Source organism: Streptomyces sp. NPDC021212, from assembly GCF_044332925.1.
Taxonomy (GTDB): Bacteria; Actinomycetota; Actinomycetes; order Streptomycetales; family Streptomycetaceae; genus Streptomyces.
In genome coordinates this window covers 290386-315123 of record NZ_JBIRPZ010000009.1, presented here as the reverse complement: position 1 = coordinate 315123, position 24738 = coordinate 290386, and the positions used below count along the sequence as shown (strand labels likewise).

Genomic DNA, 24738 nt, shown 5'->3' with positions numbered 1-24738 from the left:
ATGGTACGGGCCCCGGGAACGCGCTACGTGCGCCTCGGTCCCCCGGCCGAACGGGCGCCACCCCCTCGCTACCCCCTGGCCGAGCGGCGGCCCGCGCCGTCCCCGTTGACGCCCCCGGCTCCGCTCACCACCTGGGTCAGCAGCTCGGCCAGATGCCCGTTGACCACCTCGGGGTGCTCCAGGATCACCAGATGGCCGCCGTCCTCCACGATCACCAGCTCCGCGCCGGGCAGCAGCTCCGCGATGGCCTCGCTGTGTTCCATCGGAGTGATCAGGTCCTTGTCCCCGGCCAGCACCAGCACCGGCACCCCGTCGAAGAACGGCAGCGCCTCCGCCTTGTCGTGGGCGATGAACGCCGGGTAGAACTCGGCGACCACATCGATCGGCGTCGCCTCGATCAGCCGCTCGGCGAACCGGGCCACCCCCGGGTCCACGTCCTTCGTCCCGAACGAATAGCGCTTGATCAGCCCCGCGAAGAGGTCCGCGGTCGCCCGGCGGCCCCGCTCCACCAGCTCCACCTGCCAGCCGAGCGCCTTGAGCAGCCCGGGCAGCACCCGCCGCACCGCGTTCATGCCGACCACCGGGAGGCCGAAGCTGACCTCGCCGAGCCGCCCCGCCGAGGTGCCGACGAAGGCCGCGCCGACCACCCGCTCGCGGATCAGCTCCGGGAACTGGGCGGCCAGCGCCATCATCGTCATGCCGCCCATCGAATGCCCGACCAGCACCAGCGGGCCCTCGGGCGCCGCCGCGTCGATCACGGCCTTCAGATCGCGGCCCAGCTGGTCGATCGTGACCTGGGTGCCGTCCGTCTGGGAGCAGCCACGCGCGGAGCGGCCGTGGCAGCGCTGGTCCCAGTAGACGGTGCGGACCACATCGCGCAGCGCGGCCCGCTGGAAGTGCCAGGAGTCCTGGCCGAGGCAGTAGCCATGGCTGAAGATCACGGTCACCGGGGCGGGGGCCGCCCGGCGGGAGAACCGGCGCTTGCGGCGGGTGGGTGCGGCCGGTTCGCGTATCTCCTCGACCTCGTAGTACAGCTCCGTGCCGTCATCGGCGATCGCCCGCCCCGGGGTGCCGCGCAGGGTGCCGTACGGGCCCTCCGCGTCCAGCGCCAGCCGCGCCTTGCGCCGTACGCCGCGGCCGACCGTCAGCCGCTCCAGGGCGACGCCCATCGCGGCGCCCGCCGCGACCACGCCGATCGCGGCTCCGGCGAAGCCGGCGCCCCGGCGCCAGCCCACGGCCGTGGCCCCCGCCGCGACCTTCGCCGCCGTCTCCACCGTGCTGTCCTCGCCCATGGTCAGATCCCTGTGCCCCCGAGGTCACCTACATAAACGCGGGGGACCCGCGCGCTGATCCGGGTGACGATCTCATACGCGATCGACCCCACGGCACGCGCCCAGTCCTCCGCGGTCGGCTCCCCATTGTCGCCGGGGCCGAACAGCACCGCCTCGTCCCCCGGCTGCGCGCTGTCGCCACCGAGGTCGACCACGAACTGGTCCATGGCCACGGTGCCCGCGATGGTCCGCCACTTGCCCGCGACCAGCACCGGTCCTGTGCCCGAGGCGTGCCGCGGAATCCCGTCACCATAGCCGAGCGGCACCAGCGCGAGGGTGGTCTCCCCCGGGGTGACGTAACGGTGCCCGTACGAGACCCCGTGCCCGCCCGGCACCCGCTTCACCGCGGCCAGCGCGGCCTTCAGCGTCATCGCCGGGCGCAGCCCGAAGTCGGCGGGCACGCCCACCTCCGGGCTGGGCGAGATGCCGTACAGGGCGATCCCGGTGCGTACGAGGTCGAAGTGCGACTCGGGCAGGGTCAGGGTCGCCGGAGAGTTCGCGATGTGCCGTACCTCCGGCCGCAGCCCCGCCCGCTCCGCCTGGTCTACCATCTCGCGGAAGACGGTCAGCTGGGCGGCGATCGACGGGTGGCCCGGCTCGTCCGCGCACGCGAAGTGCGACCACAGCCCGGTCACCCGGACCGTGCCCTCCGCCTCCGCGGACCGGGCCTCGGCGACCAGTTCGGGCCAGTCGGCCGGCGGGCAGCCGTTGCGGCCGAGCCCGGTGTCGGCCTTGAGCTGGACGCGCGCGGTGCGCCCTGCCGTCCGGGCGGCGGCCACGGCCTCGCGCAGCGCCCACGTCCCGCTGGCCGATACGTCGATGTCGGCCTCGATCGCCTGCCGCCACGGCCCGCCCGGCGTCCACAGCCAGCACATCAGCCGGCCCTGGTCGCCCGCCGCCCGCAGCGCCAGCGCCTCCTCGGGCGTGGCCGCGCCCAGCCAGCCCGCGCCCGCCGCGCGGGCGGCGCGCGCGCACGGGACCGCGCCGTGGCCGTAGCCGTCGGATTTCACGACGGCCATCAGCTCGGCGGTGGGCGCTGCTGCACGCAGCGCCCGAACGTTGTCCCGCAGGGCGGTCAGATCGACCACGGCGCGGGCGCGCATCGGTGTCTCGTCCATCTCCGTCAGTGTCTCAGGCCGACAGGTGCACCGGAGGAGGTACCGGAATGCATGCTTCCGGAAGATGCGTTTCCGGAACGCGCACTTCCGGAAGGTGTACGTCCGGAATATGCGCCGCCAAGCGCGAAGTGCCCTCCGTTCGGGAGACTATGGCCATGAGGATCGCCTACAGCGTCGAGACCGTACGAGCCGCTGAACAGGACCTGATGGCGCGGCTGCCCGAAGGAACACTCATGCAGCGCGCGGCAGCCGGGCTCGCCGCCGCCTGCGCCGACCTGCTCCACCGGGTCTACGGGGCCCGCGTCGCCCTGCTGACCGGCAGCGGCGACAACGGCGGCGACGCGCTCTACGCCGGGGCCCGGCTCGCCCGGCGCGGCGCCGGCGTCACCGCCGTCCTGCTCGCCCCCGACCGCGCCCACCCCGACGGCCTGCGCGCCCTGCGCGCGGCGGGCGGCCGCGTGGTGTCCGCCGACGGCGCCGAACGCTCTCTCGCCGAGACCGCCCTCGCCGACGCCGACCTCGTCCTCGACGGCATCGTCGGCATCGGCGGCAAGGGCGGCCTGCGGGAGGAGGCCAAGCGGCTGATCGGGCTGGTGCGCGGCACCGTCGTCGCCGTCGACCTCCCCAGTGGCGTCGACGCCGACACAGGCGAGGTGCACGGCGCGGCGGTGCGCGCCGACGCCACCGTCACCTTCGGTACATACAAGCCCGGGCTGCTCATCGACCCCGCCCACGGGCACGCGGGTGCCCTCCGCCTGGTCGACATCGGCCTCGGAGCCCATCTCCCCTCCGTCCCCGACGCGGAAGCCCTCCAGCACGACGATGTAGCGGCCCTCCTCCCCCGTCCCAGCGCCGAGAGCGACAAGTACCGGCGCGGCGTCGTCGGCGTCGTCGCGGGCTCCGCCCGCTACCCGGGCGCCGCCGTCCTCGCCGTCGCGGGCGCCCTGCGCGGCGGCGCCGGCGCCGTACGGTACGTCGGCCCCGGCGCCGACACCGTCATCGCCCGCTTCCCCGAAACCCTCGTCCACACCGGGCCCCCGGCCAAGGCGGGCCGCGTCCAGTCCTGGGTCGTCGGCCCCGGCCTCGGCGACGGCGCCGCCGCCCGGCACTCCCTGGACGACGTCCTCGGCTCCGACATCCCCGTCCTCGTCGACGCCGACGGCCTCCACCTCCTCCCCTCCGGCGGCCTCCACGGCCGCACCGCCGCCACCCTCCTCACCCCGCACGCGGGCGAGGCCGCCGCCCTGCTCGGGGCGAGCCGCGAGGAGGTCGAGTCCGGCCGGCTCGCCGCCGTACGGGCCCTGGCCGACAAGTACGGCGCCACTGTGCTGCTCAAGGGCTCCACCACCCTGATCGCCTCCCCCGCCTCCTCCGGCCACCCGGTGCGCGTCAACCCCACCGGCACCGGCTGGCTCGCCACCGCGGGCAGCGGCGACGTCCTCTCCGGCCTCACCGGCTCCCTCCTCGCCACCGGCCTCCCGGCCCGCGACGCGGCCTCCGCCGGTGCCTACCTCCACGGCCTGGCCGCCCGCCGCACCACCGCCCCATCGGGCGCCCCGATCGCGGCGTACGACGTGGCGACGGCCGTGCCGGACGCGTGGCGGGACGTGCTGGGCTGACGCGGGGTGCGCGGTCGCTGGGGTGCGGGGTGCGGGTGCGGCGCCTCCGGGGCAGGGCCCTGGACCGTATATTTACGGCGCCGCTGACGTAGAACGTGTCGTGAACGTCGACCGATCGGCGCCACAAATACACGACAGCGTCCAGGACCCCACCCCTCCGACCCCGCCCCCTCCCGCCGGTACGGCGGCCCCCCGCCGGTGGCCCCGGCCCCGGCGGCCGGGCGCCGGGCGGGGGTGGGATGCGACCCCGCCCCCGCCCGCCTCGCAGGCGGCCACCCGCCGATGGCTCCGGCTCAGCTGACGTCCTTCTCGATCGCCTCGAAGATGTCCGCGTCCGTCTCCTGCTGCCAGTCGGGAAGCTCCGGCCAGTCGGCGACGTACCCGGGCTTCGGGTCCTCGAAGTGCCGGTACATCTGCGCCGTCCAGCACGTGGCGACGAAGCGACCCTTCTGCTCCCGCGTGAGCCGCCCCGCATGCCCCGCGCTCAGCTCAAGGAACTGCCGCACCTGCTCATACACCGCCCCGGCCGCCGCCCGCTCCCACTCCGGGGTGTCCTCCCAGGGGGTCACATAACCCGGCTTGGGCTCCCCGGGAAAGTGCCGACGCACCCCAGCGATCCACGCCTCCCGGAACAGCCGGGCACCCTCGGTCTGCGACATTCCTGCCCCTTTCATCAGTTCACGCTCAGTGCCTTGATCTCGGCGTCCAACTCGGCAACGCGCACATCGCGGGCGAGAGGGCCGAAGCCCGTACGCAGGTCCTGGACTCTACGAGCGACGTACCCGGAGGAGGACTCTCGCGCCAGGTGAAGCGCCTTGCGGGCGTAATCGACAACCTGCTCCGGATCCTTGCGCTTGATGCCGATGGCGGCCAGATTCGCGAGCACGGCACCTCGACGCCGAAAGGACTGGCCCTCTGCCAGGGCACCTTGCCGAAGGGCGCTCCGAAGCACCTGCTCGGCAAGGTCGAGCCGACCCAGCTGGACATACCGCGCGCCTCGCTCTTCCGCGAGCCGGGAGCCGTCGAAGCGGAGCCAGCCCCCATTCTGCGCCGTCTCGGTCATAAATGCGACCTTCTCGGCCTGCTCAAGTGCGTGTTCGCACGCCGTCAGATCGCCAAGTCCCGCGAACGCCTCGGCTTGTACCGCAGCGACCCAGTGACGTGTCGAGAGGGAACTATCCCCTCGTCGAGCAATCCGCTCAGCGATCGACAGGATGTCAGCGGCCTCCCTGTAGCGACGCTCGTACACGTCGACGTACGCATGCCGAACAAGAGCGCAAGCCCAGAGATCGAACGAGCCTGCCTCCTTACCGGCTGACGCGGCGAGCGTGTACGAAGCCGCCGCGTCGGAGTACCGGTTGCCGTCGAAGGCCAGCTCACCGGCAAGCTGAAAGAGGTCCGCCGCAGCACCACACAGAGCTTGCCCGTCCTTGCGGGAGCCTCCGTCCAGAGCCTTGGCGAGGGTAGCGAGCTGGTCGGAGACGATGGGGTAGACAGCCCCTTTGGCGCGTGCGAGTTGATACACCTGCCACAGGTGGTTGTTCATCCGCATGAAGTCGCCGGGCGCTCGGCGGTGCACCCCTTCCGCGAGGGCCTCCGACTCCTCGGTCGACAAACCGGTCAGCGCTCCGGCAACGGCAAGTACGCGTAGGAATTCACGTCGAATCATGTCGTCGGTATCCCCCGAGCCGTAGTGGTCGCGTGAAGACGACAGTACGGGCTCCTGGAAGGTGACTTGTGACGTGGTAATCCACGCATCCAGTTCGACTAGGTCGAGTTGCAGCGCCGCTGCGTACTGTTGACGCAGCTGGGGCTGGATCTCAGTTTTCCTGCTCTCCCAACGGCTGATCGTTGTGCGGTCGACACCGACGACGTGAGCGAGCCCCTCCTGGCTGTACCCCAGCGCTTTCCGTCGCTCAGCTAACCCCATGGGGCTCCCCTTCCCCGCTCCGCGGACCGCCACTCGACGTGTGCAACCCCTGCACGCTTGTGCATCACCTCTGCCGCATGGATGCAGTGGAGCGCACCTGCTCGGAGCGGTTCCCTTGACGTTGTCAGCATCAAGAACCGGCGCGAGCCATCACAGGATGCGGTCCACCGCCCCGGAAGAAAGACCCCGTCCATGACCATGACGAGTCCCAACGCCACCGGCGTCCCGGGCTACAGCGAAACGATGCCGTGCGAACCGGCGTCAGCGAGCCGCGCTCGCCGACTGGTGCGCGCAGCGCTGAACACCTGGGCCCTCACCCACATGATCGATGACGGGACGCTGATCATCTCCGAACTGGTCGGCAATGCCGCCCGCCACAGTGGGTGCCGGCTCCTGCGCGTCAGCGTCCGGCTGCCCGATCGGGATCGTTTACGTCTCGCCGTCACGGACAAATGCACCCAGGCGCCCACCGCCCAGGAGCCGTGCTGCGACGACGAGTCCGGCCGCGGGCTGGTACTGGTCGAAGCGATGGCGGACCGCTGGGGCACCGAGCACCGCACGTGGGGAAAGATCGTCTGGGCCGAGCTTCGCGCCAAGGGCACCTCCTGATGCCCCCGCTCATCGCCCACCCGACCGTCGTTCCGTTCGTCACCGCGTGGAGCAGCGAACACCTCGGCCCGGAATCCGACCTGGCCGTCCTGCTAACGCCCGAGCCGCGGCTCGGCTACAAGGCGCCCCGCACGACGGATCGCGATTCCGCAGGAACCCTCTGGGCTCGAATGGCCCACTCCCCTGGCATGGGCAGGCCGATCTACGACAGCATGCACGTCGCTCGGCAGCGGATCTGCATGTACTCCATGAAATGCCAGATCTGCGGGCACCCGGCGAGCCACGACAAGCACGGCTGGCTGTTCATCAACTGGCGCAGACCCTGGGACCCACCCACATGGCCCGAGGGCTCGCTGACGGAGCAGCCGCCCTTGTGCGAGCCACATGCCCGCACATCCGTCGAGCAGTGCCCCCACCTGGGCCGAGGTGACTACGCGGTGCTCAGGGTCCGCACTCCACGGCTGTGGGGCATCTCCGGGACCAACTACCAGCTCACGACACGCGGATGGCGTGCGCGGGAGTCGAACGCAATGGTCCCGTACGGCCACGTCGGCCTCAACGCCGTCCTCGCCTCCCGGATGATCCGTGAGCTGCGCAACGTGACGGTCATCGACCTCCCGAAGTGAAACCGACCGAACAAGAAGGGACATGACTGTGACGACCATCGTTGCTGCCACGCACGCCAAGGACACCCGATTCCTGTGGCTGGACCTGACCCGGAAGTGCCAGCTCTCCTGCACTCCATGCTTCAACGCCTCGGGGCCGGAGGGGACCCACGACACGATGACGCGCGAGGACTGGTTACGCGTCCTCGATCAGGCCGCGGGCTGTGGTGTGCGCCGCGTCCAGCTCATCGGGGGCGAGCCGACGCTGCACCCGGACAGCCTGGTACTGGCCGACAGCGCGCTGTCCCTCGGCTTCGGCGTGGAGATCTACAGCAATCTGGTGCGCGTCACCGAAGCCTGGTGGGCGCTCCTCCAACGCGAAGGCATGTCGCTGGCAACGTCGTACTACTCCGATGCCCCGGACGAGCACAATAAAGTCACCGGCCGGCCCAGCCACGCCCGCACCCTGGCGAACATCAAAAAGGCGGCGCAACTCCGTATCCCGCTGCGCGTCGGGATTGTCGCCACCTCCGGGACGCAGCGCGTCGCTCAAGCGCGGCGGGAGCTTGAGGCGCTAGGGGTGAAGCGCATCAACGTAGATCACGTCCGTCCCTTCGGGCGGGGAGCGCAAGGGCGAGCCCCGGATGTCTCAGGATTGTGCGGCCGGTGCGGCACCGGCCGGGCAGCCGTCGGCCCGGACGGGAGCGTGTTCCCGTGCGTGTTCTCCGCCGCCCTGCTGAGCGCCGGGAACGTTCGAAGCGCCCCACTGGCCACTATCCTCGGCAGTCCCGTCATGGCCGAAGCCCGCGCATCCATTCGGAGCGTCGTCGTCAGGGGCGGCGGAAATGACGAGGACGAAGACTCCTGTGACCCGTCCTGCGACCCCAACGCCGAGTGCTCGCCCGGATATCCGGGAAGCGAATGCGCACCAAGGAACTGAAGGCGATGAAGCGTGAACTGCCAGGACCCGAGTTCTGGGCACTGATCCACCCGCACACGGGTGTCCTGGCCGAGGCGCAGCCCACCGCACGGGGTTACGGCTCTGACCTGACAGCCGTGATCGAGTGCGAGAAGGGCCCCTTCTTCGTCAAGGTCATGCGCAACCGTCCCGGGGGACGCCGGGCCTCACTCATGCGAGAGAGACTGATCAATCCGGCCGTGCAATCGGTTTCTCCGGCTCTGCTCTGGCATACGGAAGACGACGAGTGGCTGGCCCTGGGATTCGACGTCGTGGACGCTCGTCGGTCGGACTTCACACCCGCCTCGCCCGATCTGCGTGCCGTGGTCGGCCTCGTTGACCGACTGGGCGACCTACACCTGCCCGAGGTTGCCCGGAACTGGCCGGAGAGCCGTTGGGACCGGTTCACGGTTGACGAGGTCGAAGCTGAACTGTTCCGGGGGGACTCGCTGCTCCATACGGACATCAACCCCAGCAACGTGATCCTCGGGGAGCGCGGCCGGTGGATCGTGGACTGGGCGTGGCCGACCCGAGGCGCCGGTTTCATCGACCCCGCGTGCCTTGTCGTCCAGCTCATCGCAGCCGGGCACACCCCCGAGGCGGCTGAGGGGTGGGCGGCCGAGTGCAGGGCGTGGGTGGACGCGGACCCCGCAGCGATCGACGCGTTCGCCGCCGCCACCCGCCGCATGCACCGCTCGCGGGCCGATCGGTATCCCGAGGCGGCATGGCTCGAAGACATGGCCACAGCCGCACAGGCGTGGGCCGCTCACCGAGGCGCCTGGTCAGGTGATGACGTAGGCCTTGCCTCGTCTCGCGTCCAGCACTGATCCAGCACGGTCGCAGTTCACCCCAGCACCCCCGAGAGACCATGAGCCGTTGTGTACACATGAGACATTCGGCACCCTTGGGCGCATGATGCAGCCACTGCCCGCAGAGTCCATCCGCAATGTCCGGGCACACCTGGCCGAGGTCGTGGAGCGAGCCGACAAGGACGACGTACCCACCGTCATTACCCGGCGCGGCAAGCAGGTCGCCGCCGTCGTGTCCATCGAGGTGCTGCGCAAGTACCAGGAGTGGGAAGAGCGCGAGATCAACCGGATCATCGACGCGCGCATGGCCAATCCCTCGCCCGGCACCCCGATCGAGTACATCATGAGGGAGACGCTGGCGCGCAGTGAGTGAGTACCGCGCCGGCTTCCGGCCCGAGGCTCGGGCCGAGCTCCGCAAGGTTCCGCGCGACATGACCCTTCACATTCTGGCCAAGCTGACCGAGTTGGAGAGCGACCCGCATCCAGCGCCGCCCATCCTCGCCCCAGCTGGTCGAAGCCGCCGCACGGCAACCGCTGCGCCCCTTCCCCACCCGGCCTACGCTGTGGCCATGACCCTCCTGACCTTCGACCGCTACCGAGCCGAAATCGTCAAGCAGACCGACCTGTTGAGGGCCTATCTGGGGGACGCCGACCCGACGGCCCCGGTGCCGTCCTGCCCGGGCTGGAACCTGGGCCAGCTCGTGCGCCACCTCGGCGGTGCCCACGGGTGGGCCGAGATGGTCGTACGGACCCGGTCGACCGAGCCCGTCCCGGACGACCCGGTCAACGAGATCCCCCGCCGCACCGGCGAGGACCTTGCCACCCTGAGCGCCCGACTCGGCGACGGCGCCGGGCTCCTGGCCGACGCTCTGCGCAAGACCGGGCCCGACCGGCCGGTGTGGACCCCGGGGCCGGGCGGCACCCCGATGTTCTGGGCGCGCCGGATGACGCACGAGACGGCGGTGCACCGGGCGGACGCGGCGCTCACGGTCGGTGCCGCGTTCCACTTGGACGAGGACGTGGCCCGCGACGCCCTCGACGAGTGGCTGACGTACAGCACGCTGCCCGAGGCGTACGAGGGCGAACCCGCCCTCCTCGGCCCCGGCCGCACGTTTCGCCTCCAGGCCACCGACGCGGACGCCGCGTGGCTGGTCGACCTCACCGGCGACGCCCCCGTCCTGCGCGAAACCGGTGGGCAGGCCGCCGTCGAGGTCAGCGGCACCCTGACGGACCTGCTCCTCCTGCTCTACGGGCGCCCCGCCCCCGGCGTCGAGGCCGTGGGTGACACGGCGCTGCTCGGCCTGTGGCGGAGGCGGGCGGCGTTCTGGCTTCAATGACGGCGGACCGGTTCACCCCTTGACCGCGGAGCTGGCGACGCCCTGGACGAACCAGCGCTGGAAGAAGGCGAAGACGATCAGGACGGGCAGGACGAGGAGGACGCCGAAGGCGAGGATCTGGCCCCAGTCCGGGGGCTGCTGGCCCTGGAAGACGCTCATCTCCAGGGGCAGGGGGCGGACGGAAGGGTCGGAGACCATCAGCACCGGCCACAGGAACGAGCCCCACTGCATGAGGAAGGTGAGGATCGCGACCGAGGCGAACACCGGCTTCGACATCGGAATGATGATCGCGAAGAAGGTGCGCCAGGGGCCCGCGCCGTCCAGTCGGGCGGCTTCTTCGATGCTGAGCGGGATCTTCCGGAAGAACGTGTGGAACTGGTAGATCGAGAAGGCGTTGGCGATGAACGGGATCGCCTGGATGTAGATGGTGTCGCGCTGGTCGTTGAACATGTAGAAGAGCGGCACGGCCACCGACTCGAACGGCACCAGCATCAGCAGCAGGACGAGGGTGAAGACGGCTTGCCGGCCGCGCCACTTCAGCCGTGACATGCCGTACGCCGCCATCGAGTTGACGAAGAGGCCGCCGGTCACGACCACGAACGACACGAGCAGCGAGATGCCCATGAAGCGCCAGAAGTAGCCGGTGCTGTCGGAGTTCAGGGCGGTCAGCACGTGGGCGTAGTTGTCGAGGGTCAGGTGGGTGGGGAGGAAGCCGGTCAGGCCGTTCAGTACCTCGTCGGAGGGCTTGAGGCTGCCCAGGAGCAGGTACAGGACGGGCAGGATGAAGACGAACGCCAGGACGCTGAGGACGGCGTAGTCGGCGAGGTGGCGCAGTCGGCGCGGACGGCGGCGCGGCGCGTGGGTCGTGGCCATGGCTCTCAGTCCTCGTTGTCGGGCCGGACGACGCGGCGCTGGATGAGGGTCAGGACGACGACGATCAGGAAGAAGACGACGGTGATCGCGGACGCCTGGCCGATGTTGTTCTGGTCGAAGGCGGTGGTGACGGCCTGGTACATCACGGTGCGGGTGGCGTCCTCGTCGAGGCCGCCGCCATGGGTGAGGACGTAGACCTGGTCGAAGACGCGGAAGCACAGCACCGAGGTGAGCATGGCGACGAAGACGAGGGTGCCGCGGATGCCGGGCAGGGTGACGTTTCGGAACTGCTGCCATCGGGAGGCACGGTCCAGTTCGGCCGCCTCGTAGAGCTCTCCGGGGATCTGCTGGAGGCCGGCGAGCAGGATGACCATCTGGAAGCCGACGCCCTGCCAGACGGACAGCACGATGAGCGAGGCCATGGCGGTGGCGCTGTCGCCGAGCCAGTCGAAGGCGCCCCAGTTGCCGAAACTCACCGCGTGCAGCGCGGAGTTGAGCAGGCCCTCGTCGCTGCGGGCGAGGATGAGCCGCCAGATGACGGCGACCAGCGTCATGGGAAAGACGACCGGCATGAAGAACAGGGACCGGAACAGACCGATCGCCTTCAGCTTGCGGTTGAGGAGGATCGCGAGGGCGAGCGCCAGGGCCGTCTGGAGGGGGACGACGACGGCGGCGAAGGTGAGGTTGTTCAGCAGGGCCCGCAGGAACGGGCCGGACAGGTCGGGGTCGGTGAACAGCCGCCGGTACTGCTCCAGGCCGAAGAACGTGGGCGGCAGCGGAGAGCCGAGGCGCACGTTGTAGAAGGAGAGGACGAGGGCGTAGCCGAAGGGGATGCCGACGAAGGCGATGAGGCCGGCGACGGCGGGCGTGGACATGAGCAGTCCGTGCAGCCAGTCGCGGTTCCTGGGCCCTGAACGCGCGGGCCGCTTCGACCGCGCGGACTGCGCGGAGGTCACGGGCGGGGCGTCCGACCCGCCTGGGGGCGCGGTGTGCGCGGATTCCACGGTCTTCACGGAGAGGTCCTGTTCCCGGCCGGGGCGGGCGCGCCGCCGTAGGGGGCCCGCCCCGGCCGATGCGTCCTACGGGATCTTGTAGCCGGCGTTGTCGGAGAAGTCCCGGTCGATGGCGCGGGCGGCCTTGGCCAGGGCGCTCTTGGGGTCGGCGCCGCCGTAGACGGAACTGAGGGCGTCGCTGAACTTGGCGGTGATCGTGGGGTACCCGGCGGTGACCGGGCGGGTCACGGCGACGCAGGACTTGGTGATGTCCTTGTCGCCGCAGGGCTTGGCGAGCTGGTCGGCGTAGAGCTGGAGCGGGCCGCCCCGCTTGTAGAGGGGGCTCGCGGCGAGCGCGGTCTTCGTCGCGGGCGGGGCGCCGTTGGCCTTCGTCATCGCGGTGACGTTGGTGTCGTTCAGGAGGTAGTCGAGGAAGGCGCCGGCGGCCTTGCCGTTCTTGGAGTTCGCGCCGATGCCCCAGGCCCAGGAGCCCTGGCCGGTCTTGGGGCCGTTGCCGAAGTCGGGCAGCGGCAGCACGGCCAGGTCGCTGCCGAGGGCCTTGCTGTAGGCGGGGTACATCCAGTGGCCGACCCAGCTCAGCGCGACGCGGCCCTTGGCGAAGGCGTTGCCGTCGGTGTTGGGGTCGACGTACGGCTTCCAGGACTGGAAGGTCTTCATCGCCGACACCACGGCCGGCTTGTCGAGCGCGCCCTCGGCCTTGCCGTCCTTCAGCAGGGAGCCGCCGGCCGACCAGACGATCGGGGCGAAGCCGTAGGTGCCCCATTCGTTGGCGTATCCGGTGCTCTCCTGGAGGTCGAGCACCTTGCCGCCCGCGTCCTTGGCCTTGAGCACCTTGAGCGCGGCGGTGAACCGGTCCGCGGTCCAGCCGTCGGCGTCGGACAGGCTGGTCGGGTACTTCACCCCGGCCGCGTCCAGCAGCTTCTTGTTGCCGAAGAGGCCGAGTCCGGAGTCGTACATGCCCAGGCCGTAGTGCTTGCCGCCGATCGCGCCCTGCGCCTTGCTCGCGGCGGTGGCGTTGGCCAGGGTCTTGGCCGAGACGTAGGAGTCGATCGCGGCGAGCTTCTTGTTGTAGACGAAGTTCGCCATCGTGGGGCCGTCGAACTCCATCACGTCCGGCAGCTTGGAGGCGTCGGTGGCGGTGATGGTCTTGGTGTAGTCGTTGCCGGGTATCAGCTTCAGCTTGACCTTGATCTTGCTCTGGGAGGAGTTGAAGGTCTTCACGGTCTTCTGCAGAGCCGTGTCCTCGCTCTTCTGGCCCTGGTGGGCCCAGACGCTGATGGTGCCCTTGCCGCTGCCGGCCGAGGCGGAGGTGTCGCCACCGCTGCCGCCGCCGCAGGCGGCCAGGGCGGCGAGGGGCAGGGCGAGGGACAGGCCCGTACAGGCCGTGCGGCGGTACCTTCTGCTGGTCGGGCTCATGGTGTCGTGCCTCCGTGCGGTGCGAGGTGGTGGTGCTTTCCGGCGTCGGGGGGGCGGGTTACTGGGGTCCGCGCGGGCGCGGCGGTGCGGTGGTCTCGCGCAGGACGAGGCGGATGGGCATGTGCACCTTCCCCGGCGGTTCGGTGCCGGGTTCGTCCAGCCGGCTCAGCAGCAGCCGGGCGGCCTCGGCGCCTTGGCCGGCCACCGGCTGGGCGACGGTGGTCAGCCCGATGACGTCGGACAGCTCGTGGTCGTCGAACCCGACGACCGACACGTCGTCCGGCACCCTCAGCCGGTGCCGTCGCAGGGCGCGCAGCGCGCCCATCGCCATCTCGTCGGACTGGGCGAACACCGCGGTCGGCGGCCGGGAGGCGGCCAGCAGTTCGGTCATGGCCCGCTCGCCGCCATCGACGGTGTAGTCGCCGTCGGCCTCCAGCGCCGGATCGTGCGCGATCCCGGCTTCGGCCAGCACATCCAGGTACGCCTGGCGGCGCGCGATGGGCGTGGTCCAGTGCTGTGGCCCGCTCGACCCGCTGATCATGCCGATCCGACGGTGGCCGAGGTTCACCAGATGCCGTACGGCGCTCTCCGCGCCGGCCCGGTCGTCGATGCCGACGACGGTGAAGCCGGGACGGGCGCCGCCGACCGTGCTCGCCAGCGGTACGCCGAGCGAACGCAGTGCGGCCGACTCCTCCTCGTCGGGGATGAGCAGCGACAGCACGGCGTCCACCCGCTTGCGGACCGGCATCTTGGTGAAGAAGCGCTTGCGTGTCTCCGGCGAGCCCAGGTTGTAGAGCAGGACGTCGTAACCGGCGGCGCTGAACACGTGCTCGGCGGCGTCCAGCACGGTGCCGAAGAACCAGCGGCCCACGTGCGGGACCACGACCCCGATGGTGAAGGTGCGCCCGCTGGCCAGGCTGGACGCCGAACGGGACGCCGTGTAGCCGAGCCGCACGGCGACGGCCGTGATCTGCTCCCGCACCTCGTCGGACACGCCCGGCCGACCGCGCAGGGCGCGGGACACGGTGGACGCCGAGACTCCGGCGGCGCGGGCGACATCGGTGATGCTGACGGTCACAGCGCATTTCTCCCGTCGATTTCACATCGGTGTGATCTGGGGGTGACGAGACCGTAAGCCCGGCCTCGCTATTGCGCAAGCGTTTGCGTTCAGTTTTACTTGGCCCGATTCTCAAGCGAGACCTTCGAGGTCATTGGTCAGCGCATGCGTTTGAGCGCTGCGAGCCGACAGGAACTGTGCATGCGATACGCCCCGCCCGGCCTCTGCGTGAACGACTTCGCCCTGCTCCGCGACGGCGACGGCACCTATACGGTGCTGCACCTGCAGGGCCCGTGGACGAGCGAGTTCGATCACCTGAGGATGGAGACCTCGTACGGCAGGGCCACCTCCACCGACCTGGTGTCCTGGCGGCCCGAGGGCCCCGTCTTCGGCAACGGGCTGCCCGGCCGCTTCGACCAGCAGGCGGTGTGGACCATGCACCCCATCCCGCACGGCGACGGAATGGCGATGTTCTACACCGGCGTCAGCGGGCTCACCCCGGACGGCACGCCGCTCCAGGCGGTGGGCCTCGCGTACTCCGACCGCACCGACGGCACGGGCTGGCGCCGCCACGGCACCGGGCCCGTCGCCGAGGCGGACCCCCGCTGGTACCGCACCGGTGAACGCATGGGCTGGCGCGACCCGTTCGTCGTGCGCGACGACGAGTCGGACGGCTGGGTCATGGTCGTCTGCGCGGCCGACGCCTCCCTGCCCGTCGAGGTCAGCGGCTGCGTGGCATGGGCGACCTCGGACGACTTGGAGCACTGGACGGTCCAGCCGCCACTCATCTCACCCGGTGACGTGGACGAGCTGGAATGCCCGGTCCTCGAACGCCTCGACGACGGCAGCTGGCTGCTGATGGGCTCGATCGGCGCGACGCGCGGGTTCGAGGCGTGGACCGCGCCCCGGCTGCGGGGGCCGTGGACCCGGCGCGGTCCGCTGGGCCCGAGCGGCTCGTACGCCCCTCGCGTCATCGCCGCGCCCGACGGCTCCCGCGTCGTCCTGCACACCGCCCCCCGCCGGGTCGGCCTCACGGACTCCGGTGATCGCTGCCGAGGCATGCTGGCCCAGCCCAAGTCCCTCGTCATACGGGAGGGTTCGGCACCGCGCCTGGAGTGGTGGCCCGGCCTGGACGCCTGGCTGCGGGAGGAGACGACGGAGCCGGCGCTGCACGCGGTAGGTGATCTCGATGTCTCCGGGCGCGTCGAGGTCACTCTGCGCACCGGCGACGACGGCCCCGCCCTCGCCGTCGGATGCGACGGCAAGAACCTCTGGATCACCGGCCCCGGCGGCAGCCGCATCGGCGAGACCGTGCTGACCGAACTCGCCTCGGCCCTGCGCATCCTCACCGTCGGCGAGTACGTCGAGGTCTACGCCGACGGCGTCTTCGTCCTGACGAACCTGTGCTACTCGGGCCTCCCCGCCCCATGGACGGCGGTCTCGGAAGGCCGCACCCGCACCATCCCCGTCCGCCCGCTCCACCTCCCCGACCCCGGCCGCGACGACGCCTCGGCCATCTGGCCCGGACCGGCGACGGGGTGACGTCAACAGCGACTGGTGGCAGCGGGAGCACGCCCGCCCCGATCGAGGAGCATCACGTCATGCAGGTCGGCGCCGTCCCACGGGTGCGCCTCGCCCACCTTGCGGTATCCCCACGACCGGTAGGCGGCCTGCGCGGCCTCGACATCCGGCCGGGCGTTGAGCAGCACGCGCTCCTCGGCGCCGCCCGCAACAACCGCCTCGTGCAGCCGCCGTGCCACGCCCAGGCGACGCCAGGGGGCGCGCACGGCCAGCTCCATCAGCCCGAACGTCCGGCCCCCGTCCTCGCGGCGCAGCTCGTCACTCACCGGTGTGATGAGCCGGTCCCACCAGCCGGTCCGGGGGCTGAGCGGATAGCCGTACGCGATGCCGACCGGCTCACCGTCGCCCGTCCGGGCGAGGGCTCCCCGGAAGGTCTTCTTGCGGACCTGCGAGCGGAACCGCCGGAAGTTCGCCTCGACCGAGTCCGGAGTCTCCCCGTACGGTTCCTCCGCGAATGCCTCCGCGTACACGCACCGGAACTCCGCCTCCGCCTGTGCGGCAGCCGGGCCATCCATGCGCTCGACAGCGATCGTCTCCGACGCGGTCATGAGCAGCCTCCTCGTATGGTCTCGCGGATGCGAACGGAAGTGTCACGTGCCACTGCGGTGTCAACGCCGGTGACCGCGTTGTGGAAGGCGTGGATGCGCTGCGCGAGACGGTCCGAGTCGATCTCCTCGTAGGCGTCCAGCACGCTTCCCATCTCGGCGCACGCCTCCTCGACGTCGTGGTCCGACCTCGAGGGCAGACCCTGCTATCTGTCGTCAGACAACGGCAACAGCCCCCTGAACCGGCGCGCGGACCAGATCGAGGCTCTGCTGTGCGAGGCGCTACGCGACGTGCTTCGGGTGGCGGAGAGCAGAGGCGGACGGCTTGCCGCTTCCAGCGAAGACGAGGGTCTCGCCTGATGAGCGAAAACCGATCGACAGACGAGTCCGCGACGCACGGTGTCGGGTATGTCGCTCGTAGACTCCAGGCCCAACTGGACGCCGAGATCAAGGCACTGAGCGTGAACTGATGAAAGGGGCAGGAATGTCGCAGACCGAGGGTGCCCGGCTGTTCCGGGAGGCGTGGATCGCGGGGGTGCGTCGGCACTTTCCCGGGGAGCCCAAGCCGGGTTATGTGACCCCCTGGGAGGACACCCCGGAGTGGGAGCGGGCGGCGGCCGGGGCGGTGTACGAGCAGGTGCGGCAGTTCCTTGAGCTGAGCGCGGGGCATGCGGGGCGGCTCACGCGGGAGCAGAAGGGTCGCTTCGTCGCCACGTGCTGGACGGCGCAGATGTACCGGCACTTCGAGGACCCGAAGCCCGGGTACGTCGCCGACTGGCCGGAGCTTCCCGGCTGGCAGCAGGAGACGGACGCGGACATCTTCGAGGCGATCGAGAAGGACGCCGGCTGAGCCGAAGCCACCGGCGGGGAGCCGCCATGCCGGCCGGAGGGGGCGGGGTCGCAGGGGTGGGGTCCTGGACGCTGACGTGTATTTGTGGCGCCGATCGTTCGAGGGTCACTTCACGCTTCCGGGTGGCGGCGCCGTAAATATACGGTCCAGGGCCCTGCCCCGGAGGCGCCGCACCCGCACCCACCACCGGCGCAGCGCGCACCACCCACAAAGCGGCATCCCCATCCCGCACCAACCGTGCGCCCGATCACGCAGGGCCCGGGGCGGAGCCCCGGCGGGGGTGTGGGGGCGGAGCCCCCACCACCGGACTCACCCCTCGCCGTGCCACCCGGCGACCAAAACGATATCTACTTCCGTGATTCGATGCTATCGTTTTCATGGCAGAAGCCTTCGCGAAGGGACCATCCGCATGGCAAGAACCGTCATCGACCTCGACGAACACATGGTCGCCGAGGCCATGCGCATCTTCGGCACCAAGACCAAGGCCAAGGCTGTCCGCCTCGCCATGGAGGATGCCGTCAAGAGACACCTTCGCCAGGAAGGCTTCGACGCCATCGAGGCCGGTGAACTCGACTTCAGTGAGATCGTCGAGAACACCGGACCCCGCAACGCGGACGGCTCCCTCAAGCACAACGGCGACCACGGCGGAGGCCGGGCCGCCTGATGCAGGACCGCTACCTGGTCGACAAGTCCGCCCTGGCCCGCTGGGCGAAGCCAAGCGTCAAGGAGGTTCTCAAGCCCCTGCACGAGCGCTACCTCCTCGCCGTGTGCCAGCCCACCGAGTACGAGATGATCCACTCCGCACGGGACAGCTCAGAGGCGACCCGGATCAGTACCTGGCTCCACGCCTTCGACTACCTCCACACCGACGACCACACCTTCGGCCATGCCCTGGAAGTCCAGCGCCACGCACTCAACGCAGGCTTCCACCGCGCGCTGTCCCTCCCCGACCTGCTGATCGCCGCCACGGCAGAACTGCACCAGCGGACAGTCCTCCACTACGACGGCGACTTCGACATGATCGCCTCCCTCACCGGCCAACCCACCGAATGGGTCGTACCGCCCGGCAGTGCGGACCGTTGAGCAGGCAGAGGTCAGAAGTGACGCTCGGCTGACACGCGTTCCCGGCCTCACGCCTCCGCGATCACCACAGCGGACGCCACCCCCGCGTCGTGGCTCAGCGAGACGTGCCACGCCCGTACGCCCAGCTCGGCGGCGCGTGCCGCGACCGTGCCGTGGACCGACAGACGGGGGCGGCCGGAGGGTTCCGTCCACACCTCGGCGTCCGTCCAGCGCAGGCCGCCCGGGGTGCCCAGGGCCTTGGCGACCGCCTCCTTGGCGGCGAACCGGGCGGCGAGGGACGCGACGCCGCGTCGCTCGCCGCCCGGCAACCACAGCTCGGCCGCCACGAACAGCCGGTCGGCCATCCCCGGCGTACGGTCCAACGCGGCGGCGAAGCGGTCGATCTCCGCGACGTCGATCCCGACCCCGACGATCACGCGGTCACTCGACGGTCACCGACTTGGCCAGGTTGCGCGGCTGGTCGACCTCGTTGCCCCGGGCCGTGGCCAGCTCGCACGCGAAGACCTGGAGCGGCACGGTGGCCACCAGGGGCTGGAGCAGCGTGGGGGTGACGGGGATCTCGATGAGGTGGTCGGCGTACGGGGCGACCGCCTCGTCGCCCCGCTCGGCGATCACGATCGTACGGGCGCCACGGGCCCGGATCTCCTGGATGTTGGAGACGATCTTGTCGTGCAACACCGACCGCCCGCGCGGCGACGGGACGACCACCACGACCGGTACGTCCTGCTCGATCAGCGCGATCGGGCCGTGCTTCAGCTCGCCCGCCGCGAAGCCCTCGGCGTGCATGTACGCCAGTTCCTTGAGCTTGAGCGCGCCCTCCAGGGCCACGGGGAAGCCGACGTGGCGGCCGAGGAAGAGGACCGTGTTCTTGGAGGCGAGGGTGCGGGCCAGCTCCCGCACGGGCTCCATGGTCTCCAGGACCTCGTCCACCTGGGTGGCGATCTCGGACAGCTCGCGGATCACGGAGAGGATCTCGTCGCCCCACTTGGTGCCGCGCACCTGGCCCAGGTACAGCGCGACCAGGTAGCAGGCGACGAGCTGGGTGAGGAACGCCTTGGTGGAGGCGACGGCGACCTCGGGCCCGGCGTGGGTGTAGAGGACGGCGTCGGACTCGCGCGGGATGGTGGAGCCGTTGGTGTTGCAGATGGCGAGCACCTTGGCGCCCTGCTCGCGGGCGTGCCGCAGCGCCATGAGGGTGTCCATGGTCTCGCCGGACTGCGAGATCGCGATGACGAGGGTGCGCTGGTCGAGGATGGGGTCCCGGTAGCGGAACTCGCTGGCCAGCTCCGTTTCGCAGGGGATGCGGGTCCAGTGCTCGATGGCGTACTTGGCGATCATCCCGGCGTGGTACGCCGTACCGCACGCCACGATGACGACCTTGCTGACCTCGCGCAGCACGGTGGCGGGGATGCGGACCTCGTCCAGACAGAGGTTCCCGGCCAGGTCGATGCGGCCGAGGAGGGTGTCGGCGACCGCCTTCGGCTGCTCGGCGATCTCCTTGAGCATGAAGTAGTCGTAGCCGCCCTTCTCGGCGGCGGAGGCGTCCCAGTCCACGTGGTACGGGCGGACCTCGGCGGGGGCCCCGTCGAAGTCGGTGACGACGACGCCGTCGCGGCGGGCCTCGACGACCTGGTCCTGGCCCAGTTCGATGGCCTCGCGGGTGTGGGCGATGAACGCGGCCACGTCGGAGGCGAGGAAGGACTCGTCCTCACCGACGCCGACGACCAGCGGCGAGTTGCGGCGCGCGCCGACCACCACGTCGGGCGCGTCGGCGTGCACGGCGACGAGGGTGAAGGCGCCCTCCAGCCGGCGGCACACCTGGCGCATGGACTCGGCGAGGTCGCCGCAGGAGGAGAAGGACTCGGCGAGCAGGTGGGCGACGACCTCGGTGTCCGTCTCGGAGGCCAGCTCGTGGCCGCGGTCGGCCAGCTCGGCGCGCAAGGCGGCGAAGTTCTCGATGATGCCGTTGTGGACGACGGACACCCGGCCCGCGTTGTCCAGGTGCGGATGGGCGTTGGCGTCGGTCGGCCCGCCGTGGGTGGCCCAGCGGGTGTGGCCGATGCCGGTGCCGCCGCTGGGCAGCGGCCGGTCGGACAGCTCCTTCTCCAGGTTGGCGAGCTTGCCCGCCTTCTTGGCGGCGGCGAGCCCGCCGTCGGCCAGGACGGCGACCCCGGCCGAGTCATAGCCGCGGTACTCCAGCCGCTTGAGCCCGGCGAGGACGACATCGAGGGCGGACTGCCCTCCCACGTAACCAACGATTCCGCACATGGAGTGCAGCGTACGACCCACCGGTCCGGGGGCCGACCACCGGCCGCGCGCCGGTCCCCGCATTTACGGACATAACGGCCCGGTTGTCGCAGGGCCGTACCTGGCAGGGGGTGACAGAGCCCACGCCCCCTGCCCGCCCCTCCGGCGGGCCCAGCCACGACAATAAGGGGATGATCACGCCTACCGCGCGCGAGGCGCGCACCGGGCCCGTGCGCGCTCCGCAGCGGCGGGGCGGCGAGGCGACCCCGTATGTGGACCTGTCCCGCGCCGAGTGGAGTGCACTGCGGGAGAAGACCCCGCTGCCGCTGAGCGCCGACGAGGTCGAGCGGCTGCGCGGTCTCGGCGACGTCATCGACCTGGACGAGGTACGGGACGTCTACCTGCCGCTGTCGCGGCTGCTCAACCTGTACGTGGCCGCCACCGGCAGCCTGCGCGGCGCGCTGAACACCTTCCTCGGCGACGCCAAGAACGGCCAGGGCCCCCAGACCGGCACCCCGTTCGTCATCGGCGTGGCGGGCAGCGTCGCGGTCGGCAAGTCGACCACGGCCCGGCTGCTCCAGGCGCTGCTGGCCCGCTGGCCGGAGCATCCGCGGGTGGAGCTGGTCACCACCGACGGCTTCCTCCACCCCAACGCCGAGCTGCACCGGCGCGGGCTGATGTCCCGCAAGGGGTTCCCCGAGTCGTACGACCGCCGCGCCCTGACCCGGTTCGTCGCCGATGTGAAGGCGGGCCGGGCGGAGGTCTCGGCCCCGGTCTACTCGCACCTGATCTACGACATCGTGCCGGGCGAGCGGCTGACCGTGCACCGGCCCGACATCCTCATCGTCGAGGGGCTGAACGTCCTCCAGCCCGCCCTGCCCGGCAAGGACGGGCTGACCCGGGTCGGGCTCGCGGACTTCTTCGACTTCAGCGTGTACGTGGACGCCCGTACGGCGGACATCGAGCGCTGGTACCTCGACCGCTTCCGGAAGCTGCGCCAGACGGCGTTCCAGGACCCCTCCTCGTACTTCCGCAAGTACACCCAGGTGTCCGAGGAGGAGGCGCTGGACTACGGCCGCATGATCTGGCGGACCATCAACAAGCCGAACCTCCGGCAGAATGTGCAGCCCACGCGGGGCCGGGCGACGCTCGTGCTCCGCAAGGGCCCTGACCACAAGGTGCAGCGGCTCTCCCTGCGCAAGCTCTGAGGAGTTCCCCTCGTGCTGCATCTGCGGCTGATCGTCCCGGCCGACCGGACGGACGCGGTGGTACGCCTCCTGGAGGACACCGTGGGCACCGCCCACCTCATCGTGCTGCCCGGCGCCGCGCGGAACCCGTCCGGGGACGTGGTGCTGTGCGACGTGGCACGCGAGGCCGGTGACGGTCTGCTGGGCGAGCTGCGGGCGCTCGGTCTTGCCGAGACCGGTTCGATCGCGGTCGACGACATCGACCTGTCGCTGTCGAAGCGGGCCGACCGGGCGGAGGCGGACGCCCCTGGGGAAGGTGCGGACGCGGTGCTGTGGGAGCACCTGACGGACGCCACCCACGAGGAGTCCACCCTGTCGGTGACCTTCCTCGCCTTCCTCGCCATCGCGACGATGATCGCGGCGTGCGGTGTGGTGCTGGACAACGCGGTCCTGATCGTCGGCGCGATGGCCGTCGGCCCGGAGTTCGGCCCGCTGGCCGGGCTGTGCACCGCCCTGGTCCGGCGCGCCCCGCGGCTGGCCGCCCGCTCGGCGCTCGCGCTGATCGTCGGGTTCGCGGTGGCGATGGTGCTGACGATGGGCTTCAGCGTGCTGATGGACGCGTTCGGGCTGTTCACGAAGGACATGCTGGACGCGGACCGCCCGAACACGGACTTCATCTGGAAGCCGGACATGTTCTCGTTCGTGGTCGCCGTGCTGGCGGGCATCGCCGGGACGCTGTCGCTGACCTCGGCGAAGTCGGGCGCGCTGGTGGGGGTGGCGATCTCGGTGACGACGGTGCCGGCGGCGGCCAATGCGGCGGTGGCGCTCGGGTACGGGGAGGTCGAGCAGATGGTGGGGTCGAGTGAGCAGCTGCTGCTGAATCTGGCCGGGATCGTGGTGGCGGGGTCGGTGACGCTGCTGGCGCAGCGGTGGCTGTGGGCGCGCCGGGGGTAAGCCCCCCAACCGGGGCTCCACCCCGGACCCCGTTCGGGGACTCCGCCCCCGGACCCCCGCTCCTCAAACTCCCCCAGCTACCGCTGGGAGGTGCCCCCTGGGGGGCTGGATTTCCAGCCCCTCCGGCGCAGCGGGAAAGGTCAGCCCAGGGCCGACTTCACGGCGTCGGCCAGGCGGCCGGCCACCGAGCGGGCCTGGTCGATGTCGGCGGCCTCCACCATCACGCGGACCAGGGGCTCCGTGCCCGAGGGGCGGAGCAGGACGCGGCCCGTCTCGCCCAGCTCGCGCTCGGCCTCGGTCACGGCCGCGGCCACGTCGGCGCTGCTGGCGACGCGGGACTTGTCGACGTCGGGGACGTTGATCAGCACCTGCGGCAGGCGCTCCATGGCCCCGGCGAGGTCGGTCAGGGTGCGGCCGGTGGCGGCGACGCGGGCGGCGAGGAGGAGGCCGGTGAGGGTGCCGTCACCCGTCGTGGCGTGGTCGAGGACGATGACGTGGCCGGACTGCTCGCCGCCGAGGGCGTAGCCGTGCTCCTTCATCTCCTCCAGCACATAGCGGTCGCCGACCGCCGTCTGGACCAGCTCGACGCCCTCCCGCTGCATGGCGAGCTTGAAGCCGAGGTTCGACATCACGGTGCCGACCACCGTGTTCCCGCGCAGCGTGCCCGCCTCGCGCATCGCGAGGGCGAGGACGGCGAGGATCTGGTCGCCGTCGACCTCGCGGCCCACGGAGTCCACGGCCAGGCAGCGGTCGGCGTCGCCGTCGTGGGCGACGCCGAGGGCGGCGCCGTGCTCGACGACGGCGGCCTGGAGCTTCGCCAGGTGGGTGGAGCCGCAGCCGGCGTTGATGTTGAGGCCGTCCGGCTCGGCACCGATCGTCACGACCTCGGCCCCGGCGCGGGCGAACGCCTCCGGGGACACCCGGGAGGCGGCGCCGTGCGCGCCGTCGATGACGACCTTGAGGCCGTCGAGGCGGTTGGGGAGGACGCCGACGAGGTGGGCGACGTAGTTGTCGAAGCCCTCCGCGTAGTCGCGCACCCGGCCCACCCCGGCGCCGGTGGGCCGGTCCCACGGCTCGCCGGAGGCGTGCGCGCGGTAGGTGGTCTCGATGCGGTCCTCCAGCTCGTCGGCGAGTTTGTGCCCGCCGCGGGCGAAGAACTTGACGCCGTTGTCGGGCATCGGGTTGTGGCTGGCGGAGAGCATCACGCCGAGGTCCGCGCCCAGCGACCCGGTCAGATGGGCGACCGCCGGCGTCGGCAGCACGCCCACCCGCAGCACGTCCACGCCCGCGCTGGCGAGCCCCGCCACCACGGCGGCCTCCAGGAACTCTCCGGACGCGCGTGGGTCCCGCCCGACCACCGCCACCGGCCGATGGCCCTCGAAGGTCCCCACCTCGGCGAGCACATGCGCCGCCGCGACCGACAGGCCGAGCGCCATCTCAGCCGTCAGATCGGCGTTCGCGACGCCGCGCACACCATCTGTACCGAAGAGTCGTCCCACTGGTGTCCTCCGAGATTACGAGCTGTGGGGGCAGAAGCTTGCGTGGAGATTGATAGACGCTTGCCTGTAGGTATACGCCCCCTGGTGGCGATAGCCGAACGCCCCGGAGGCACGAGT

26 protein-coding genes are annotated in these 24738 nt (G+C 71.0%); 13 read left to right on the top strand and 13 right to left on the bottom strand.

The features are described from left to right. Positions 1–68: 68 nt before the first annotated feature. Together ACH4SI_RS25295 and alr are read right to left on the bottom strand one after the other, a co-directional pair. Positions 69–1292 (bottom strand): alpha/beta fold hydrolase, encoded by a 1224-nt coding sequence (locus tag ACH4SI_RS25295; RefSeq protein ID WP_398299256.1) that lies wholly within the window; start codon positions 1290–1292, stop codon positions 69–71. Positions 1293–1294: 2 nt separating this feature from the next. Beyond that, positions 1295–2449, bottom strand: a complete 1155-nt coding sequence (gene alr / locus ACH4SI_RS25290) for an alanine racemase (RefSeq protein ID WP_398299254.1) — start codon at positions 2447–2449, stop codon at positions 1295–1297. Positions 2450–2604: 155 nt separating this feature from the next. Between alr and ACH4SI_RS25285 the strand changes: the two genes are divergently transcribed. Further along, positions 2605–4068: an NAD(P)H-hydrate dehydratase gene (locus ACH4SI_RS25285; protein ID WP_398299252.1), complete on the top strand. Its 1464-nt coding sequence runs from the start codon at positions 2605–2607 to the stop codon at positions 4066–4068. A 293-nt stretch (positions 4069–4361) separates the two neighbouring features. Here the strand turns inward: ACH4SI_RS25285 and ACH4SI_RS25280 are convergent, their stop codons facing one another. Then, complete coding sequence (locus ACH4SI_RS25280) at positions 4362–4727, bottom strand: hypothetical protein (protein ID WP_398299250.1); 366 nt, start codon at positions 4725–4727, stop codon at positions 4362–4364. Between the two features lie 14 nt (positions 4728–4741). Beyond that, the gene (locus ACH4SI_RS25275) at positions 4742–5998 is read right to left on the bottom strand and encodes a helix-turn-helix transcriptional regulator (RefSeq protein ID WP_398299248.1); all 1257 of its coding nucleotides are present in this window, start codon (positions 5996–5998) and stop codon (positions 4742–4744) included. A 192-nt stretch (positions 5999–6190) separates the two neighbouring features. Here ACH4SI_RS25275 and ACH4SI_RS25270 point away from each other — a divergent pair, with 192 nt between their 5' ends. The 6 genes from ACH4SI_RS25270 (at position 6191) to ACH4SI_RS25245 (ending at position 10316) form a co-directional block, all read left to right on the top strand. Next, positions 6191–6607, top strand: coding sequence for an ATP-binding protein (locus ACH4SI_RS25270; protein ID WP_398299246.1), 417 nt, complete (start codon positions 6191–6193; stop codon positions 6605–6607). Then, on the top strand, positions 6607–7233 hold the full coding sequence (locus ACH4SI_RS25265; RefSeq protein WP_398299244.1) for a hypothetical protein: 627 nt from the start codon (positions 6607–6609) through the stop codon (positions 7231–7233). Before ACH4SI_RS25270 ends, ACH4SI_RS25265 begins: the two co-directional genes overlap by 1 nt. A 22-nt stretch (positions 7234–7255) precedes the next feature. Continuing rightward, positions 7256–8152, top strand: a complete 897-nt coding sequence (locus tag ACH4SI_RS25260; RefSeq protein ID WP_398299242.1) for a radical SAM/SPASM domain-containing protein — start codon at positions 7256–7258, stop codon at positions 8150–8152. Then, a complete protein-coding gene (locus tag ACH4SI_RS25255; protein WP_398299240.1) occupies positions 8134–8997 on the top strand; it encodes a phosphotransferase in 864 nt (287 codons plus the stop codon). Before ACH4SI_RS25260 ends, ACH4SI_RS25255 begins: the two co-directional genes overlap by 19 nt. A gap of 85 nt (positions 8998–9082) precedes the next feature. Further along, on the top strand, positions 9083–9352 hold the full coding sequence (locus tag ACH4SI_RS25250; protein ID WP_398299238.1) for a type II toxin-antitoxin system Phd/YefM family antitoxin: 270 nt from the start codon (positions 9083–9085) through the stop codon (positions 9350–9352). A 196-nt stretch (positions 9353–9548) separates the two neighbouring features. Beyond that, positions 9549–10316: a maleylpyruvate isomerase N-terminal domain-containing protein gene (locus ACH4SI_RS25245; RefSeq protein ID WP_398299236.1), complete on the top strand. Its 768-nt coding sequence runs from the start codon at positions 9549–9551 to the stop codon at positions 10314–10316. Positions 10317–10328: 12 nt separating this feature from the next. On the opposite strand, the gene ACH4SI_RS25240 is transcribed toward ACH4SI_RS25245, so the two are convergent. From ACH4SI_RS25240 to ACH4SI_RS25225, 4 genes are all read right to left on the bottom strand, one after another. Next, entirely contained in the window at positions 10329–11189 is an 861-nt protein-coding gene (locus ACH4SI_RS25240) for a carbohydrate ABC transporter permease (protein WP_398299234.1), read from the bottom strand. 5 nt (positions 11190–11194) lie between these two features. Beyond that, on the bottom strand, positions 11195–12202 hold the full coding sequence (locus tag ACH4SI_RS25235) for a carbohydrate ABC transporter permease (RefSeq protein WP_398299232.1): 1008 nt from the start codon (positions 12200–12202) through the stop codon (positions 11195–11197). 66 nt (positions 12203–12268) lie between these two features. Further along, on the bottom strand, positions 12269–13618 hold the full coding sequence (locus tag ACH4SI_RS25230) for an ABC transporter substrate-binding protein (protein ID WP_398299230.1): 1350 nt from the start codon (positions 13616–13618) through the stop codon (positions 12269–12271). A gap of 58 nt (positions 13619–13676) precedes the next feature. Next, on the bottom strand, positions 13677–14696 hold the full coding sequence (locus ACH4SI_RS25225; protein ID WP_398299228.1) for a LacI family DNA-binding transcriptional regulator: 1020 nt from the start codon (positions 14694–14696) through the stop codon (positions 13677–13679). A 180-nt stretch (positions 14697–14876) separates the two neighbouring features. Between ACH4SI_RS25225 and ACH4SI_RS25220 the strand changes: the two genes are divergently transcribed. Beyond that, positions 14877–16217 (top strand): mucin-1, encoded by a 1341-nt coding sequence (locus ACH4SI_RS25220; RefSeq protein ID WP_398299226.1) that lies wholly within the window; start codon positions 14877–14879, stop codon positions 16215–16217. Between the two features lie 2 nt (positions 16218–16219). On the opposite strand, the gene ACH4SI_RS25215 is transcribed toward ACH4SI_RS25220, so the two are convergent. Together ACH4SI_RS25215 and ACH4SI_RS25210 are read right to left on the bottom strand one after the other, a co-directional pair. Next, on the bottom strand, positions 16220–16804 hold the full coding sequence (locus tag ACH4SI_RS25215) for a GNAT family N-acetyltransferase (RefSeq protein WP_398299224.1): 585 nt from the start codon (positions 16802–16804) through the stop codon (positions 16220–16222). Beyond that, a complete protein-coding gene (locus ACH4SI_RS25210) occupies positions 16801–16956 on the bottom strand; it encodes a hypothetical protein (RefSeq protein ID WP_398299222.1) in 156 nt (51 codons plus the stop codon). Before ACH4SI_RS25210 ends, ACH4SI_RS25215 begins: the two co-directional genes overlap by 4 nt. 329 nt (positions 16957–17285) lie before the next feature. Here ACH4SI_RS25210 and ACH4SI_RS25205 point away from each other — a divergent pair, with 329 nt between their 5' ends. The 3 genes from ACH4SI_RS25205 to ACH4SI_RS25195 all read left to right on the top strand — a co-directional run bounded on the left by ACH4SI_RS25205 (position 17286) and on the right by ACH4SI_RS25195 (position 18734). Further along, positions 17286–17651 carry a hypothetical protein gene (locus ACH4SI_RS25205; RefSeq protein ID WP_398299220.1) on the top strand — a complete coding sequence of 122 codons (366 nt, stop codon included), beginning with the start codon at positions 17286–17288 and terminating at the stop codon, positions 17649–17651. 409 nt (positions 17652–18060) lie between these two features. After that, entirely contained in the window at positions 18061–18315 is a 255-nt protein-coding gene (locus ACH4SI_RS25200; protein ID WP_398299219.1) for a type II toxin-antitoxin system VapB family antitoxin, read from the top strand. After that, positions 18315–18734, top strand: coding sequence for a PIN domain nuclease (locus ACH4SI_RS25195; RefSeq protein WP_398299217.1), 420 nt, complete (start codon positions 18315–18317; stop codon positions 18732–18734). The genes ACH4SI_RS25200 and ACH4SI_RS25195 overlap by 1 nt, the downstream gene beginning before the upstream one ends. A 47-nt stretch (positions 18735–18781) precedes the next feature. On the opposite strand, the gene ACH4SI_RS25190 is transcribed toward ACH4SI_RS25195, so the two are convergent. Together ACH4SI_RS25190 and glmS are read right to left on the bottom strand one after the other, a co-directional pair. After that, positions 18782–19150 (bottom strand): holo-ACP synthase, encoded by a 369-nt coding sequence (locus ACH4SI_RS25190; protein ID WP_398299215.1) that lies wholly within the window; start codon positions 19148–19150, stop codon positions 18782–18784. A gap of 4 nt (positions 19151–19154) precedes the next feature. Further along, the gene (gene glmS, locus ACH4SI_RS25185) at positions 19155–21002 is read right to left on the bottom strand and encodes a glutamine--fructose-6-phosphate transaminase (isomerizing) (RefSeq protein WP_398299213.1); all 1848 of its coding nucleotides are present in this window, start codon (positions 21000–21002) and stop codon (positions 19155–19157) included. 170 nt (positions 21003–21172) lie between these two features. On the opposite strand from glmS, the gene coaA reads away from it, so the two are divergent. Together coaA and ACH4SI_RS25175 are read left to right on the top strand one after the other, a co-directional pair. Further along, on the top strand, positions 21173–22189 hold the full coding sequence (gene coaA, locus ACH4SI_RS25180) for a type I pantothenate kinase (RefSeq protein ID WP_398299210.1): 1017 nt from the start codon (positions 21173–21175) through the stop codon (positions 22187–22189). A gap of 12 nt (positions 22190–22201) precedes the next feature. Continuing rightward, positions 22202–23122: a DUF389 domain-containing protein gene (locus tag ACH4SI_RS25175; RefSeq protein WP_398299208.1), complete on the top strand. Its 921-nt coding sequence runs from the start codon at positions 22202–22204 to the stop codon at positions 23120–23122. Positions 23123–23262: 140 nt separating this feature from the next. On the opposite strand, the gene glmM is transcribed toward ACH4SI_RS25175, so the two are convergent. After that, positions 23263–24621, bottom strand: coding sequence for a phosphoglucosamine mutase (gene glmM / locus ACH4SI_RS25170; protein WP_398299206.1), 1359 nt, complete (start codon positions 24619–24621; stop codon positions 23263–23265). Between the last annotated feature and the right edge of the window lie 117 nt (positions 24622–24738).